The sequence below is a fragment of the Variovorax sp. EL159 genome (assembly GCF_900100965.1).
In the GTDB taxonomy this organism is placed as follows: Bacteria; Pseudomonadota; Gammaproteobacteria; order Burkholderiales; family Burkholderiaceae_C; genus Variovorax.
This window is the reverse complement of sequence record NZ_FMUJ01000011.1, coordinates 79492-94255: the sequence shown is the minus strand read 5'-3', so window position 1 is coordinate 94255 and position 14764 is coordinate 79492. Positions and strand designations below refer to the sequence as shown.

Below are 14764 nucleotides of genomic sequence, written 5' to 3'. Positions count from 1 at the left end.
CCGTGCGAAAAATCAAGCGGCCGTGAAGTGAATTGCGCTGAGTAGTAAACAGCAAACTTTACAGTGCTTGACCATGCCGTTCTCAGTTTCTGCTTGGTTTCGATCGCGACACTGGAAGCCCTTTCACTTTCAACGTGAAGTATGGAAGGCCATCGGTGAAGGTAAATCTGGCCTACTGCATGCCACCACCGGCGCGGGCAAAACCTATGCGGTGTGGTTGGGCGCATTGCTGACTTTCTCCAGAGCCCGCAAGCCGAGTGCTTCCAGCCTGACACCGATGCCGCTCACAGTGCTCTGGCTCACGCCCATGCGCGCCCTGGCTGCCGACACCTTGCGCGCACTGCAGCAGCCACTCGAAGCCCTCGGCGCCGACGTGCACCCGTGGAGCGCCGGCGCCCGCAGCGGCGACACCTCATCAGCCGAACGCAGCGCACAGAACACGCGGCTGCCCACAGTGCTCGTCACCACCCCCGAAAGCCTCTCGCTGCTGCTCGCCCGCGCCGATGCACGCGAGGTGCTCGGCCATGTGCAGATGGCCGTGGTCGACGAATGGCACGAACTGCTTGGCAACAAGCGGGGCGTGCAGGTGCAGCTCGCGCTGGCGCGGCTCAAGCGCTGGAATGCCGATCTCGCGATCTGGGGCATGTCGGCCACGCTCGGCAACCTGCAGGAGGCGATGCACGCGCTGCTGGGCCATCAAGACGGCGTGCTTGTGCAGGGCCAGGTGCCCAAGAAGCTGGTCATCGACTCGCTGCTCCCGGGTCGCGCCGAGCGCTTTCCGTGGGGCGGCCACCTGGGCCTCACGATGCTGCCGCAGGTGCTCGGGGAGATCGCCGCGAGCAAGACCACGCTGGTCTTCACCAACACGCGCTCGCAGGCCGAGATCTGGTACCAGGCCATGCTGGAGGCTCGGCCCGAGTGGGCGGGCCTTATCGCGCTGCACCACGGCTCGCTCGACCGCGAGGTGCGCGAGTGGGTCGAGCTGGGCCTGAAGAGTGGCGAACTGAAGGCGGTGGTCTGCACGTCGAGCCTCGACCTTGGTGTCGACTTCCTGCCGGTCGAGCGCGTGCTGCAGATCGGCTCGCCCAAGGGCGTGGCGCGGCTGCTGCAGCGCGCGGGCCGTTCGGGCCATGCGCCGGGGCGGCCGTCGCGCATCACGCTCGTGCCCACGCACAGCATCGAGATGGTCGAAGGCTCGGCCGCGCGCACGGCCATTGCGGCGGGCCACATCGAGGCGCGCCATTCGCCAGACCAGCCACTCGACGTGCTGGTGCAGCACCTGGTGACGGTGGCACTCGGCGGTGGCTTCGTGCCCGACGCGCTGTACGACGAAGTGCGCGGCACAGCCGCCTATGAAAACCTTTCGCATGAGAGCTGGCAGTGGTGCCTCGACTTCGTGTCGCAGGGCGGCCCGTCGCTCGCGGCCTACCCCGACTACAAGCGCACCGTGCCCGATGCAGATGGCGTGTGGCGCGTGCCCGATGCACGGCTCGCGCGGCGGCATCGCATGAACATCGGCACCATCGTGAGCGATGCCAGCATGTCGGTGCAGTACCTCGGCGGCTCGAAGATCGGCAACGTCGAAGAGAGCTTTGTCGCGCGCATGAAGCCCGGCGACTGCTTTCTGTTCGGTGGTCGGCTGCTCGAACTCGTGCGCATCCACGACATGACGGCCTGGGTGCGGCGCACTTCCGGCAAGCGGCCGGCGGTGCCGCGCTGGGGCGGTGGGCGCATGCCGCTGTCGAACACGCTGGCCGATGCAGTGGTGCAGCAGCTCGCGCTGGCCGGCGAAGGCCGGTACGACTCGCCCGAGCTGCAATGCGTGCGGCCGCTGCTCGAGATCCAGCAGCAGTGGTCGGCGCTGCCGACGCCGCAGACGTTGCTGGCCGAGACGCTGAGCACGCGCGAGGGCTCGCACCTGTTCCTGTATCCGTTCGCGGGCCGGCATGTGCACCTGGGCCTGGCGAGCTTGCTGGCCTGGCGCATCGCGCAGCACGAGGCGCGCACCTTCTCTATCGCCGTCAATGACTATGGCTTCGAGTTGCTGAGTGCGACAGAGGTCGACTGGCCCACGCTGCTGCCGCAGGTGCTGCGTTTGCCAGAAGGCGAGGGCGACGAAGCCCATGCGGTGTTGCTGCACGAGGTGCTGGCCTCGCTCAATGCGGGCGAACTCGCGCAGCGGCGCTTTCGCGAGATCGCCCGCGTGTCGGGGCTGATCTTCCAGGGCTATCCGGGCGAGAAGCGAAGCAGCAAGCAGCTGCAGGCGTCGTCTTCGCTGTTCTGGGAGGTGTTTCGCAAGTACGACCCGGGCAACAGGCTGCTGCAGCAGGCCGAGCAGGAGTTGCTGGCGCAGGAGCTGGAGATCGGGCGCCTGCGCGCGAGCCTTTCGCGCATGGCGACGCAGCAACTGGTGCTGAAGCCGCTCGCGCGGCCGACGCCGTTCTCGTTTCCGTTGATGGTCGAGCTGTTTCGCGAGAAGCTGTCGAACGAGAACGTGGCCGACCGCATCGCGCGCATGGTCGAGCAGCTGGAGAAGGCGGCGGGTGGCGTGGTCACTGCCGGTGGGGTGGAGCGCGTGAAGGGCACGCTGGCCTTCGGGCAAGAAGGACCGGGCAAGCCGGTGAAGCCATCAGGCACCCGGCGCGAGCGGCGGCGGCCTTCGAGGCCGCTGCCGCCGCTCTGAAGCGTGGCCGACAAGGTGTGAAGAAACCGTCGCGAGCGCCCCGAGCTTGCATCGAGGACCGGAGCCGTACTCTTGTACGGTGAGGACCGCAGGTGCGAGATCGGGGCGCGCAGCAGGTTGATTCGCACCTTGTCAGCCGGCGCCGTGCGCCTTCACCCACCGCACGATGTCCGCTGCGCCCATCGCGCCGGCTTGCCGTGCCACTTCGCGGCCGCCACGGAACAGCGCCAGCGTCGGGATGCTGCGGATGTTGAAGCGCGCGCCGAGCGCCGGCACGGCCTCGGTGTCGACCTTGGCCAGCCGCACATGCGGTTCGAGCTGGGCCGCGGCCTGTTCGTAGCCCGGCGCCATCTGGCGGCAGGGGCCGCACCAAGGGGCCCAGAAATCGACCAGCACCGGGATCTCGTTGCGCGCGATGTGGCGGTCGAAGGTGGCTTCGTCCGGCAGGGCGGTCGAGTGGCCGACGAACAAGGGGCGGTGGCAGCTGCCGCAGTCGGGCGCGCTGCCCAGTTGCGCCGCGCGCACGCGGTTGGTCGTGTGGCAGTGCGGGCAGACGATGTGCAGCGGGGGCGATTCGGTCATGCGCAAGAACTGGGGGCCACCGGGGCCAATTGCAAGCCGGTCGCCAGCACCTGCGCCTTTTGCGACACTGCCAGCCCGTGACTTCCCCGCAATCTTCCGCGTCGCTGCTCTCGGTCCATTGGGCGGATGAGCTGCTGCAACTGCTGCCCGAGCGCGCGCTCTGGTGGCCCGGTGCGCGCGTGCTGTTCGTGGCCGACCTGCATCTGGGCAAGGCGGCCACCTACCGGGCGCTGGGCCAGCCGGTGCCGGGCGGCACCACGCTGGAAAATCTGTCGCGGCTCGATGCGCTGATCGCGCGGCATGCACCGCAGCGCGTCGTGTTTCTGGGCGACTTCCTGCACGCGGCGCAGGCGCGCACCGTGCTCGCCACCGTGGAAGACTGGCGCGCGCGGCATGCGGGCGTCGCGATGACGCTGGTGCGCGGCAACCACGACAGCCGCGCGGGCGATCCGCCGGACACACTGGACATCGACGTGGTCGACGAGCCCTTTCTGCTGGGGCCTTTCGCCTGTTGCCACCATCCGCAATCGCATGCGACGCACTTCGTGCTGGCGGGGCATCTGCATCCGGCTTGCAGGCTCTACGGCCGCGGGCATGACAGCATGCGCTTGCCCTGCTTCGTAAGCGATGCGCAGCAGGCCGTGCTGCCGGCTTTTGGCGAATTCACGGGGGGATTGGTGATGGCGCCAGCGCCGGGACGGCGTTTCTATGCGGTGGGTGGTTCGACCGTGTGGGCGCTGCCGGTGGCCGATTGACTCTTGCCCCTTCCCCCTCTGGGGGAAGGCTGGGATGTGGGCAGGCAGAGCGCCCGATGGCTACGCCGCTTGCCCCCACCCCTCCCCTCCCCCGGGAGGGGAGGGAGAAAGACACAGGACAAGGCTCAGAGCACCACAGGCTCGTCGGGCAATTCGTTCACGTTGACTTCGTTCTCACCCAGCGGAAAGTGCTCGACCAGCAGGGCCGAAATCTCTTCCAGTGCCTGCGTGAGCCCATCTTCGAAGCGGCCCTCGCGAAACGCCGCGCCCATGCGCTGCGTCATCGCGGCCCATTCGGCCTCGCCCACGCGCGCGTGGATGCCGCGGTCGGCCACGATCTCGATCGCGTGTTCGGCCAGCAGCAGGTAGATCAACACGCCGTTGTTGTGTGCCGTGTCCCACACGCGCAGCTTGCCGAACAGCATCACGGCGCGTTCCCGCGCGGGTGCATGGCGCCACAGGTACGACATCGGCAGGCCGGCTTCGACGCACAGGCGGATCTCGCCGCTGTGCCGGCGCTCGCTCGCGGCCACGCGGCCCCCGAGGCGTTGCAGCGCATCGGCCGGCAGCGCATGGCGAACGGCGGCCTCGTCGATCCAGCGATGGCGCCAGATGCGGCCGAGCTTTGAAAACAGCGTTGCGTCGCTTGCCATGTTCACCAACCTCCGGAGGCACCGCCGCCGCCGAAATTGCCACCGCCGCCGGAGCTGAAACCGCCCCCGCCGCCACCTCGGCCGCCGCCACCCCAGCCTCCGCCGCCACCACCGCCCCAGCCACCCCCACCGCCGCCACCAAGCCTGCCGGTGCCGACGACGAAAGAGGCCACCAGCGCGATCAACCCGGCAATCGCCGCGATGACCAGGCTGGTCGTGAGAAAGAAGGCCACCACGCCGATGCCGCCGCCCATGACGAGCGCGCCCAGTTTCTGGCCCAGCACCGCGCGCACGATGGGCGCGCCGACGAAAACGCCGACGAACAGGAAGATCGCGAGGTTTTCCCAGTCGAAGCCGCCATTGCCGCCGCTGGCATTGCCCGTGTCGCGCGAAGGCTCCGGCAGCGGCTCGCCGTCGACCAGCCCGATGAGCCGGTCCACCGCCGCATTCAGCCCGCCCGCGAAATCGTTGTTGCGAAAGCGCGGCTTCATTTCTTCGTCGATGATGCGCACCGCCGCCAGGTCGGGCACCGCGCCTTCGAGCGTCTTGGCGGTCGCGATGCGCATCTGGCGGTCGTTCTTCGCCACCACCACCAGCAGGCCGTCGCCCACGCCCTTGCGGCCGATCTTCCAGGCATCGCCCACGCGCTGGGTGAAGCTGGCGATGTCTTCGGGCTGCGTCGTCGGCACCATCAGCACCACGATCTGCGAACCCTTGCGCTGCTCGAACGCGGCGAGTTTGGTTTCGAGGCCGTTGCGCTGCGCGCTGTCGAGCGTGCCAGTCTGGTCGATCACCCGCGCCGTGAGCGCGGGCACCGGCACGAGCCCTTGCTGTGCCAGCGCCGGCAGGCTTGCCCAGGCGATGACTGTCAGGAAGACCGCGGCCAGCGCGCGACGTAGCATCAGCAGTGCAGCATCCATGGCCATCGGGCGCGGCTTACTTCTTCGGTGCGCTGAAGTCGACCGTGGGCGGCGTGGAAATCTGCGCCTCGTTCTGCACCGAGAAGTTGGGCTTCGGTGCGTAGCTGAAGATCTTGGCCGTGATGTTGGTCGGGAAGCTGCGCGCGAGCACGTTGTACTCCTGCACGCTTTCGATGTAGCGGTTGCGCGCCACGGTGATGCGGTTCTCGGTGCCTTCGAGCGTCACGCGCAGATCGCGAAACGCCTGGTTGGCCTTGAGGTCGGGGTAGCGTTCCGACACCGCCATCAGCCGCGACAGTGCCGACGAGAGCTCGCCCTGCGCCTGCTGGAATTTCTGGAAAGCCTCGGGGTTGTTGAGCGTCTCGGGCGTCACCTGGATCGAGGTTGCCTTGGCACGCGCCTCGATCACCTTGGTGAGCGTGTCCTGCTCGAAGCTGGCCTCGCCCTTCACGGTGGCGACGATGTTGGGCACGAGGTCGGCGCGCCGCTGGTACTGGTTGAGCACCTCGCTCCAGGCCGATTTGCTGGCCTCGTCGAGTGCCTGGAACTGGTTGTAGCCGCAGCCGCTCAGGGACAGGACCGCCACGAGAATCAAGAGCCAGCGCTTCATCATCATTTGCATTACCTCCGCTAGAAGAGCCGGAAGTTAGCATAGATGGCTCTATGTCCCTCGATCCTCTACAGGCCCTGCAGGCAGCGAACCGCGCGCCGCCGCCCGTCGTCGCAAGCACCGACGGCACGCTGCTCATTGCCGGTGCGACCGGCGCCCTGGGCCAGGAGTTGCTGCGCCGGCTGGCGGGCAGCCACCGCTTTGCCCATGCCCGCGTGCTGGCACGCGAGCCGATCCGCGACGGGCTGCGTGGCGTCGAGACCTACCTGAGCCCCGGCCTGCCGATCGCGCAATGGCCGTTGACCTCGGCCGACACGGCGGTCATCGCCTTCGATCCGCCGCGCATGTATCACGAGCGCGAACGTGCGCTGTGGGTGCCCGCGCCGTCCGACCTGCCGGAACTCTCGCGCTGGCTGCGTGCCTGCGGTGTGCGCACGCTGGCCATCGTGCAGCCGCACGACCAGGGCCGGCTGCCCGAGGCGCTCAAGCGCGGGCTCGCGAGCCTGGACGAACAGGCGGTGGTGGCGAACGGCTTCGAACGCGTGATCCTCGTGCGCTCGGCGCGCAAGCCGGCGAATGCGAAGTTCGCGAACCCGGCCGAGCGGCTGGCCGCGTGGATGCTGTCCGTCGTGCGCTTCATGGTGCCGAGCAGCGAGCAGCCGGTGCGCGCGTCGAAGGTGGCGGAGCTGCTCGACCTGGCCTTGCGCATCGCGCCCGAAGGCGTGCACGTGGCGGCGCCTGAGTTGGTGTGGCAGGCCTCGCAGGGCAGCGAGATGCAAGCGGTGGCGCAGCGTTGGCTGGGCCAGGCGGGTTAGCGAGGCCGCCGGCTACTGCCTGCCGACTGAGACAAAGATGCCGATGCTCGCGAAAGGGCTCCTGTAGCGGTTCGTGAAGCCCTCGGCATGTGCCGTGCCAGGCTGCCAATTCCTTTCAGATCAATGGGTTAAGCCGGTTAGATCGTCTTGTCTTGACCGAATCGAATCGATTCCGGCAGCGCGATACAGGCTTGATTCACGCGGTGCAGTGCCGGCGTCACGGACGGCGCGGCAAAATCACGCCATGCCCAAGACACCACTCCGCGCCGCCGCGGCCATCGGCGGTACTGCCGATGACGTCGAAGCCGCCTTCTACGAAGCGCTGCAACGCGGCGACATCGATGCGTTGATGGCCTGCTGGGCCGACGAAGACGAGGTGTTCTGCGTGCACCCCGGCGGCCCGCGCCTCGTGGGGGCCGTGGCGATCCGCGCGGCCTTCGAGCAGATGTTCGGCAATGGCGCGATCCACGCCACACCGGCGCGGGTGCGCAAGATCGAGTCTTTGGCGAGCGCAGTGCACAACGTGCTGGAGCGCATCGAGGTGCTCACGGCCGAAGGCCCGCGCCACGCCTTCGTGCTGGCCACCAACGTCTATCACAAGACCGCGCAGGGTTGGCGGCTGGTGGCGCACCATGCAAGCCCCGGCAGCGCGCGCGAGCCCGACGACGCGAACGATCCGCCCCAGACCCTGCATTGATGTCTTCCGCCGTTCTTTCTTCTTCCCCCGCCACTTCCTCGTCGCCCCAGTCGGCGATGGATTACATGGCGCCGCGCTGGCTGCCCGGCGGCAACCTGCAGACCATCTGGCCGGCGCTGTATGCAAGGCGCTTCGACGGGCCGGCGCCGGTCTATCGCCGCGAGCGCTGGACCGCGCCCGATGGCGATTTCGTCGACGTCGATTTCGTCGATGCGCCCGCATCGGCATCGAAGGCGCCGCTGCTGGTGCTGTTCCATGGCCTCGAAGGCTCTTCGCGCAGCCACTACGCCGAGGCCTTTGCAGACTTCGCCGCGTCGCGCGGCATGGCGTTCGCGGTGCCGCACTTCCGCGGCTGCAGCGGCGAGATGAACCTGGCGCCACGCGCCTATCACTCGGGTGACTTCGAAGAAATCGGCTGGATCCTGGCGCGCATGCGCGAACAGCACGCGCAGCGCGGCGGCGGCCCGGTGCTGGCGGCGGGCGTGTCGCTCGGCGGCAATGCGTTGATGCGCTGGGCCTGCGAAGCCGGCGACGCGGCAGCCAGCGTGGTGAGCGCGGTGGCCTCGGTGTGCGCGCCGCTCGACCTCGCGGCGGGTGGCGATGCCATCGGCCGGGGTTTCAACCGGCTGGTCTACACGCGGATGTTCCTTGCGACGATGAAGCCCAAGGCGCTGGCCAAGCTGGCGCAGTTTCCGGGGCTGTTCGATCGCGACCGGCTGCTCGCCGCACGCGACCTCTACGCCTTCGACGACGTCTTCACTGCGCCGTTGCACGGCTTTCGCGATGCCGACGACTACTGGGCCCGGGGCTCGGCCAAGCCGCACCTGAGCCGCATCCGCGTGCCCGCGCTGGTGGTGAACGCCCGCAACGATCCGTTCATTCCTGCAAGCAGCCTGCCGCGCCCCGGCGAGGTTGGTGCGCATGTCACGCTGTGGCAGCCCGCGCATGGCGGGCACGTGGGCTTTCCGATGGGGCTGCCGCCCGGGCATGTACGCGGCATGCCGGAGCGGGTCGGTTCCTGGCTGCAGGTGCATGGCGGCGCATTGGCTGACGGCCCGAGCGCGCAACCGGCGGGAGAATGACGCCATGGACGACATCGTCAAACAAGCACTCGCCAAATGGCCCAACGTGCCCGACTGCTACGGCTGGCTCGGCCTCGACGCGCGCGGCAACTGGTACATGCGCGACGACCGCACCCAGGCCCAGGGCCCGTTCCGCGTGGCCAAGGGCTCGATGCTGCGGCACGACAAGCTGATCGACTTCATTCATCGCAACTACGAGCACGACGACGAAGGGCAGTGGTTCTTCCAGAACGGGCCGCAGCGCGTCTATGTGGAGCTGGAGGCCGCACCGCTGGTGTGGCGCGTGGCCGAGGAGGGCGGTGGCTTCACGGTCACGGCCCATTCGGGCCAGGTGGCCGAGGTGTCCGCCTGCCTGCTCGACGAGGAAGGCCTGCTCTATCTGGTTGCGCCGATCGGTCTCGGGCTGGTTCACACGCAGGACGTGGGCATCGCGGCCGAAGCCATCGAGCGGGGCCTCTGGACGCCTGAAGCGGTGCAGGCCAGCGAACTGCCTGGCCGCTTCGGGCATGTGCTGAGTCCGGCGGAACATCACGCCGCCGCCGTGTCGCTATCAAAACAATAGCTCGCGGTTCGACGCGACCATGAAAAAAGCCGGCGCTGGGCCGGCTTTTTGATTGGAGCGATCGCGCTCAGTTGGCTGCGGGCGCGCTGGCGGCAGGCGCCGCTGCGGCGGTCGGGGTCGCAGGGGCTGCATCCGAGGCACCTTCGGCGGGTGCCGCGGCAGCCGGACGATCGGGCACCGGGAACTTGGCGCCGCCGGCGTTCGCCATGTAGACCACGGCACGGCCCACTTCGAGGTCTTCGAAGTCGCCGCCGCCCTGGGCGGGCATGGCGCCCTTGCCCTTCAGGGCGTGTTCGAGGAGGGTGGCGTAGCCTTGGCCGATGCGTGGGCCCCAGGCCGCGGCATCGCTCAGGTGAGGTGCGCCGGGAATGCCGGGCGCGCCGTGGCAGGTGACGCACTGGGCCTTGAAGACGGCCTCGCCGGTCGCGAGCGGGCGGTTGGCGTCGCGGATCTCGATGGCGCCGACCTTCTTGAGGCGCTCGGCCACTTCGCGGTCGCGTGCTTCTTTGGTCACCCCGTAGAGCGCCATGTTGTCGCCTTCCGCGGTGCCGGCGGGCTTGGTGCCCGAGACCACGTAGGAGACAAGACCCACGATGATCAGGATCGGGGCAATGAAGGAGAAAAATACCGCCAGCAGCAGCTGCTTCGGGTTCTTGATCGGCCCGGTATGGGCTTCTTCTGTGGCCTGGTTATGCGGGTCTGCGCTCATGGCGTCCTCAAAATCGGGGGCTCGTCGGGGGGCTTGTCTCTAACCAACCGGCGATTATAGAGAGGCCCCTTGCCCCAGCGGGCAATTGGCCTCCCGATATCGGACGCCGAGGCGTCTCAACCCTTGTCGCGTGTGGCCCAGCCGCCACCCAGCGTCTTGTACAGCGTGACCTGGTTCTGCAGTTGCAGCAGGCGCACGTTGACCGCTGATTGCTGCGCCGTGAACAACGAGCGCTGTGCGTCGAGCAGGTCGAGCGCGCTGGCGATGCCGTTGCGATAGCGCAGGTCGGAGAGCTTGAAGCGCACGGCTTCGGCATCGGCCTGCGCACGCTGTGCGCGCACCTGCTCGCCCAGCGTGGCGCGGCCCGCGAGCGCATCGGCCACTTCACGGAAGGCGGTCTGTACCGACTTCTCGTACTGCGCCACGGCGATCTCGCGCCCGGCCTTCGCCGAGTTGAGCGTGGCGAAGTTGCTACCCGCATCGAAGATCGTCAGCGTGACCGTCGGCGCGAAGGACCAGGCCTTGGAGCCACGGTCGAACAGGCCCGAGAACTCGGTGCTGGCAGTGCCGATGCCGCTGGTCAGCGAGACGCGCGGGAAGAAGTTCGCGCGCGCCGCGCCGATGTTGGCGTTGGCCGCAATCAGCTGCTGCTCTGCCGCGCGGATGTCGGGCCGCTCGGCCAGCAGGTCCGAAGGCAGGCCGGCAGGCACGTCGGGCATCGGCTTGATGCCGTCCAGGCCCTTGGCGCCGCCTGCCGTGGCTTCGGGCGGTACCGGTGCGCCCAGCAGCAGTGCCAGCGCGTTTTCGTCCTGCAGGCGCGCGCGCTGTTGCTGCGCGTAGGCGGCGCGTGCCGTTTCAGCGAGCGAGTTCGCGGCCTGGAAGTCGAGTTCCGACGACACGCCGTTGTCGAAGCGCATCTTGGTCAGGCGCACCGACTCGTCGCGCGTGACCATCGTCTGGCGCGTGAGTTCGAGCAGCTCGTCGTCGGCCAGCAGCGTGAGCCAGCCATTGGCGACCGATGCGATCAGGCTGATCTGCACGGCCTTGCGCGTTTCTTCGGTGGCCAGGTATTGCGACAGCGCCTGGTCTTTCAGCGCGCGGATGCGGCCGAAGAAGTCCAGCTCCCAGGCCGTGAAGCCGAAGTTGACGCTGTACTGCGATGCCACGCTGCCCATTCCGTCGACGCCTTGCAGCGAGTTGGGGCTCGAGCGCGAGCCGCTGCCCGTCAGCCCCAGGGCCGGGAAGAGGTTGGAGCGCTCGATCTGGAACTGCGCGCGCGCCTGCTCGATGTTGAGCACCGACACGCGCAGGTCGCGGTTGTTGGCGAGCGCGGTCTGGATCAGGCCCGCCAGCCGCGGGTCGGCAAAGAAGTCCTGCCAGGGCAGCGAGGCCGAAGCCTGGCCGGCCGGTTGCGCCGGGTCACCCGGGTAGGTGGTCGGCACCGGCGCGGCGGGGCGCTCGTAGATCGGAATCAGCGAGCAGCCGGCCAGCAGCATCGCGGCGGCCAGGGCTGTGGGAATCAGTTTCTTAGTCATGTGCTTTCTCTTCCGTGATGCCGGCGGCTTCCGCATGCCGCTTGTCGGCTTCGTGCTGGCGCGCGCTGCCCTTGAACAAGGTACGCACGACCACGAAGAACACCGGCACGAAGATCACCGCGAGCGCCGTGCCCGTCACCATGCCGCCCAGCACGCCGGTGCCGATGGCACGCTGGCTGGCAGAGCCGGCACCCGAGGCGATCACCAGCGGCACTACGCCCAGGCCGAAGGCCAGCGAGGTCATGATGATCGGGCGGAAACGCAGGTGGGCGGCGGCCAGGGCCGATTCGATGATGCCCTTGCCTTGCGCCTGCAGGTCCTTCGCGAACTCGATGATCAGAATCGCGTTCTTCGCGGAGAGGCCGATGATGGTGATCAGCCCCACCTGGAAGTACACGTCGTTCGAATAGGCGCGCAGCATCGTCGCCACCAGCACGCCCAGCACGCCGAGCGGCACCACCAGGATCACCGACAGCGGGATCGACCAGCTCTCGTACAGCGCGGCCAGGCAGAGGAACACCGCCAGGATCGCGAAGCCGTACAGCACGATGGCCTGCGAGCCCGCGAGCTTTTCTTCACGTGACTGGCCGGTCCACTCGAAGCCGAAGCCTTGCGGCAGCTGCGAAGCGAGCTTTTCCATCTCGGCCATCGCGGCACCCGTGCTGAAGCCCGGGGCTGCGTCGCCGCTGATGCGGATCGCGGGGTAGCCGTTGTAGCGCACGGTCTGCGTCGCGCCTGTCACCCACTTGGTGGTTGCGAAGGCCGACAGCGGCACCGGCTGGCCCTGCGTGTTGCTGGCGTTCAGCTTGAGCAGGTCGTCGGGCTGCATGCGGGCCGGCGCATCGGCCTGCACCACCACGCGCTGCAGGCGGCCGCGGTTCGGGAAGTCGTTGATGTAGCTCGAACCCAGGCCGGTCGACAGCGTGGCATTGATCGCGTCGAAGCTCACGCCCAGGGCGTTGGCCTTGTCGCGGTCGATGTCGATCTGCAGCTGCGGCGCGTCTTCCAGGCCGTCGGGGCGAACCTGCGCGAGCACCTTGCTCTGCGAAGCCATGCCCAGCAGCTGGTTGCGTGCGTTGATCAGCGCCTCGTGGCCCGCGCCCGAACGGTCTTGCAGGCGGAAGCTGAAGCCGCTGGCATTGCCCAGTTCAGGAATGGGCGGCGGGCTCAGCGGGTAGATGAAGGCGTCGCGGATGCCCGAGAGCGCACCGAAGGCACGGCCGGCGAGCGCGCTGGCCGAGTGGGCCGGGTCCTTGCGCTCCGACCAGTCCTTCAGCGTCACGAAGGCGAGGCCGGCGTTCTGGCCCTGGCCCGAGAAGCTGAAGCCCATCACGCCCACGATGCTCTGCACTTCAGGCTGCTTCATGATGAAGCCTTCGACCTGCTGCATGACCGACAGCGCACGCTCTTGCGTCGCACCCGGCGGCAACTGCACGTTGACGATGATGTTGCCCTGGTCTTCTTCCGGCAGGAACGAACTCGGCAGGCGGGTGTAGGTGAACACCACCGCGCCGATGATCGCGATGTAGATCACCAGGTAGCGTGCGGCGCGGCGCAGGATGCGCGCGACCATGCCTTCATAGCCCTTGGCCGTGCGCGCGAAACCGCGGTTGAACCAGCCGAAGAAGCCGGTCTTCTCGTGGTGGTGGCCGGCTTCGACGGGCTTGAGCAGCGTGGCGCACAGCGCCGGCGTGAGCGACAGCGCCATGAAGGCCGAGAAGGCGATCGAGGCCACCATCACCGCCGAGAACTGGCGGTAGATGTTGCCGGTCGAACCCGCGAAGAACGCGAGCGGCACGAACACCGAGATCAGCACCACCGTCACGCCGATGATGGCGCCGGAAATCTGCCGCATCGCCTTGCGCGTGGCTTCGAGCGGCGACAGCCCCTCTTCGCTCATGATGCGCTCGACGTTCTCGACCACCACGATGGCATCGTCCACCACGATACCGATCACCAGCACCATGCCGAACATGGTCAGCACGTTGATCGAGAAGCCCAGCGCGAGCAGGGTGGCAAAGGTACCGAGCAGCGCGATAGGCACCACGATGGTCGGGATGATTGTGTAGCGCCAGTTCTGCAGGAACAGGAACATCACCACGAACACCAGTGCCACGGCTTCCAGCAGCGTCTTGACCACTTCGGAGATCGAGATCTGCACGAAGCGCGAGCTGTCGTACGGAATGGCCCACTTCACGCCTTGCGGGAAGTAGCGCTCGAGTTCGGCCATCTTGGCGCGGATCGCCTTGGCCGACTGCAGCGCGTTGCCGTTGGGCGTGGGCTGGATACCGACACCGACCGCCGGCACGCCGTTCAGGCGCGCCGAGGTGGCATACGACTGGCCGCCGAGCTCGACGCGCGCGACGTCCTTCAGCCGTACGGTCGAGCCGTCGGTGTTGGCACGCAGGACGATGTCCTTGAACTGGTCGACGTTGGCGAGCTGGCCGTTCACGACCACGGTGGCCGCGATGGCCTGGCCAGGAATGTTCGGCAGGTCGCCGATGGTGCCGGAAGACACCTGCGCGTTCTGGGCGCGGATCGCGTTGTTGACGTCGGTCGGCGACAGGTTGAAGCCCTGCAGCTTGGCCGGGTCGATCCAGATGCGCATCGCGTTTTCGGAGCCGAACAGCTGGGCCTGGCCCACGCCGACGACGCGCTGCAGCTCGGGCACGACGTTGCGTGCCGCGTAGTCGCCGAGTGCCACCGGGTCGAAATTCGGGTTGTCCGAAGACAGCATCACGAACATCAGGAAGTTGTTGCGCGACTTGTCCACGCGCACACCCTGCTGCGTCACGGCAGCCGGCAGGCGCGGTGTTGCGCGCGACAGCCGGTTCTGCACGTCCACCTGCGCGAGGTCGTCGTTGGTGCCGGCCTCGAAGCTGATCGTGATGGAGCCGGTGCCGTCGGCCTGGGCCACCGATTCCATGTAGATCAGGCCCGGCGAGCCGTTCATTTCACGCTCGATGACGGACAGCACGCTGTCCTCGAGCGTCTGGGCCGAGGCGCCGGGGTAGGCGACGTTGATCACGATGGCGGGCGGTGCCACCGGCGGGTACTGCGAGATCGGCAGCTGGGTGATTGCCACACCGCCCATCACCAGGATGAACAGTGCGATCACCCAGGCAAAGATCGGGCGGTCGATAAAAAATTTGGCCATGCGG

General features: G+C 67.8%; 13 protein-coding genes. 6 read left to right on the top strand and 7 right to left on the bottom strand.

Annotated features, from left to right (window positions below; all coding sequences use genetic code 11):
* Positions 1-73: 73 nt before the first annotated feature.
* Positions 74-2683 carry a ligase-associated DNA damage response DEXH box helicase gene (locus BLQ28_RS31320; protein WP_093247240.1) on the top strand — a complete coding sequence of 870 codons (2610 nt, stop codon included), beginning with the start codon at positions 74-76 and terminating at the stop codon, positions 2681-2683.
* Positions 2684-2815: 132 nt separating this feature from the next.
* Here BLQ28_RS31320 and trxC read toward each other — a convergent pair whose 3' ends face one another.
* Entirely contained in the window at positions 2816-3265 is a 450-nt protein-coding gene (trxC, locus tag BLQ28_RS31315; protein WP_093247239.1) for a thioredoxin TrxC, read from the bottom strand.
* Positions 3266-3369: 104 nt separating this feature from the next.
* Between trxC and pdeM the strand changes: the two genes are divergently transcribed.
* The gene (pdeM, locus tag BLQ28_RS31310) at positions 3370-4020 is read left to right on the top strand and encodes a ligase-associated DNA damage response endonuclease PdeM (protein ID WP_371126727.1); all 651 of its coding nucleotides are present in this window, start codon (positions 3370-3372) and stop codon (positions 4018-4020) included.
* Between the two features lie 125 nt (positions 4021-4145).
* On the opposite strand, the gene BLQ28_RS31305 is transcribed toward pdeM, so the two are convergent.
* From BLQ28_RS31305 to BLQ28_RS31295, 3 genes are read right to left on the bottom strand one after another with little or no spacing between them, the layout of a single operon-like run.
* Positions 4146-4673 (bottom strand): TPM domain-containing protein, encoded by a 528-nt coding sequence (locus BLQ28_RS31305; RefSeq protein WP_093247238.1) that lies wholly within the window; start codon positions 4671-4673, stop codon positions 4146-4148.
* A 2-nt stretch (positions 4674-4675) separates the two neighbouring features.
* A complete protein-coding gene (locus BLQ28_RS31300) occupies positions 4676-5593 on the bottom strand; it encodes a TPM domain-containing protein (protein WP_176801287.1) in 918 nt (305 codons plus the stop codon).
* Between the two features lie 16 nt (positions 5594-5609).
* The gene (locus tag BLQ28_RS31295) at positions 5610-6209 is read right to left on the bottom strand and encodes a LemA family protein (RefSeq protein ID WP_371126725.1); all 600 of its coding nucleotides are present in this window, start codon (positions 6207-6209) and stop codon (positions 5610-5612) included.
* Positions 6210-6256: 47 nt separating this feature from the next.
* On the opposite strand from BLQ28_RS31295, the gene BLQ28_RS31290 reads away from it, so the two are divergent.
* The 4 genes from BLQ28_RS31290 (at position 6257) to BLQ28_RS31275 (ending at position 9359) form a co-directional block, all read left to right on the top strand.
* On the top strand, positions 6257-7018 hold the full coding sequence (locus BLQ28_RS31290) for a hypothetical protein (protein WP_093247237.1): 762 nt from the start codon (positions 6257-6259) through the stop codon (positions 7016-7018).
* A gap of 244 nt (positions 7019-7262) precedes the next feature.
* Positions 7263-7715, top strand: coding sequence for a YybH family protein (locus BLQ28_RS31285; protein WP_081266065.1), 453 nt, complete (start codon positions 7263-7265; stop codon positions 7713-7715).
* Positions 7716-7771: 56 nt separating this feature from the next.
* Positions 7772-8797: a YheT family hydrolase gene (locus tag BLQ28_RS31280; RefSeq protein WP_176801286.1), complete on the top strand. Its 1026-nt coding sequence runs from the start codon at positions 7772-7774 to the stop codon at positions 8795-8797.
* 4 nt (positions 8798-8801) lie between these two features.
* Positions 8802-9359, top strand: coding sequence for a DUF2946 family protein (locus BLQ28_RS31275; RefSeq protein WP_093247235.1), 558 nt, complete (start codon positions 8802-8804; stop codon positions 9357-9359).
* A 67-nt stretch (positions 9360-9426) separates the two neighbouring features.
* Here BLQ28_RS31275 and BLQ28_RS31270 read toward each other — a convergent pair whose 3' ends face one another.
* The 3 genes from BLQ28_RS31270 to BLQ28_RS31260 form a co-directional block, all read right to left on the bottom strand.
* The gene (locus BLQ28_RS31270) at positions 9427-10068 is read right to left on the bottom strand and encodes a c-type cytochrome (RefSeq protein ID WP_093247234.1); all 642 of its coding nucleotides are present in this window, start codon (positions 10066-10068) and stop codon (positions 9427-9429) included.
* 116 nt (positions 10069-10184) lie between these two features.
* The gene (locus BLQ28_RS31265; RefSeq protein WP_093247233.1) at positions 10185-11603 is read right to left on the bottom strand and encodes an efflux transporter outer membrane subunit; all 1419 of its coding nucleotides are present in this window, start codon (positions 11601-11603) and stop codon (positions 10185-10187) included.
* The gene (locus BLQ28_RS31260) at positions 11596-14760 is read right to left on the bottom strand and encodes an efflux RND transporter permease subunit (protein ID WP_093247232.1); all 3165 of its coding nucleotides are present in this window, start codon (positions 14758-14760) and stop codon (positions 11596-11598) included. Before BLQ28_RS31260 ends, BLQ28_RS31265 begins: the two co-directional genes overlap by 8 nt.
* Between the last annotated feature and the right edge of the window lie 4 nt (positions 14761-14764).

Bases quoted from the DNA above. Each gene is read 5' to 3' on its own strand.
- BLQ28_RS31260 (WP_093247232.1), bottom strand. From the start codon at position 14,760: ATGGCCAAATTTTTTATCGACCGCCCGATCTTTGCCTGGGTGATCGCA.
- BLQ28_RS31285 (WP_081266065.1), top strand. From the start codon at position 7,263: ATGCCCAAGACACCACTCCGCGCCGCCGCGGCCATCGGCGGTACTGCC.
- BLQ28_RS31320 (WP_093247240.1), top strand. From the start codon at position 74: ATGCCGTTCTCAGTTTCTGCTTGGTTTCGATCGCGACACTGGAAGCCC.
- BLQ28_RS31265 (WP_093247233.1), bottom strand. From the start codon at position 11,603: ATGACTAAGAAACTGATTCCCACAGCCCTGGCCGCCGCGATGCTGCTG.
- trxC (WP_093247239.1), bottom strand. From the start codon at position 3,265: ATGACCGAATCGCCCCCGCTGCACATCGTCTGCCCGCACTGCCACACG.
- BLQ28_RS31290 (WP_093247237.1), top strand. From the start codon at position 6,257: ATGTCCCTCGATCCTCTACAGGCCCTGCAGGCAGCGAACCGCGCGCCG.
- BLQ28_RS31275 (WP_093247235.1), top strand. From the start codon at position 8,802: ATGGACGACATCGTCAAACAAGCACTCGCCAAATGGCCCAACGTGCCC.
- BLQ28_RS31270 (WP_093247234.1), bottom strand. From the start codon at position 10,068: ATGAGCGCAGACCCGCATAACCAGGCCACAGAAGAAGCCCATACCGGG.
- BLQ28_RS31295 (WP_371126725.1), bottom strand. From the start codon at position 6,209: ATGATGATGAAGCGCTGGCTCTTGATTCTCGTGGCGGTCCTGTCCCTG.
- BLQ28_RS31305 (WP_093247238.1), bottom strand. From the start codon at position 4,673: ATGGCAAGCGACGCAACGCTGTTTTCAAAGCTCGGCCGCATCTGGCGC.
- BLQ28_RS31300 (WP_176801287.1), bottom strand. From the start codon at position 5,593: ATGGATGCTGCACTGCTGATGCTACGTCGCGCGCTGGCCGCGGTCTTC.
- BLQ28_RS31280 (WP_176801286.1), top strand. From the start codon at position 7,772: ATGGATTACATGGCGCCGCGCTGGCTGCCCGGCGGCAACCTGCAGACC.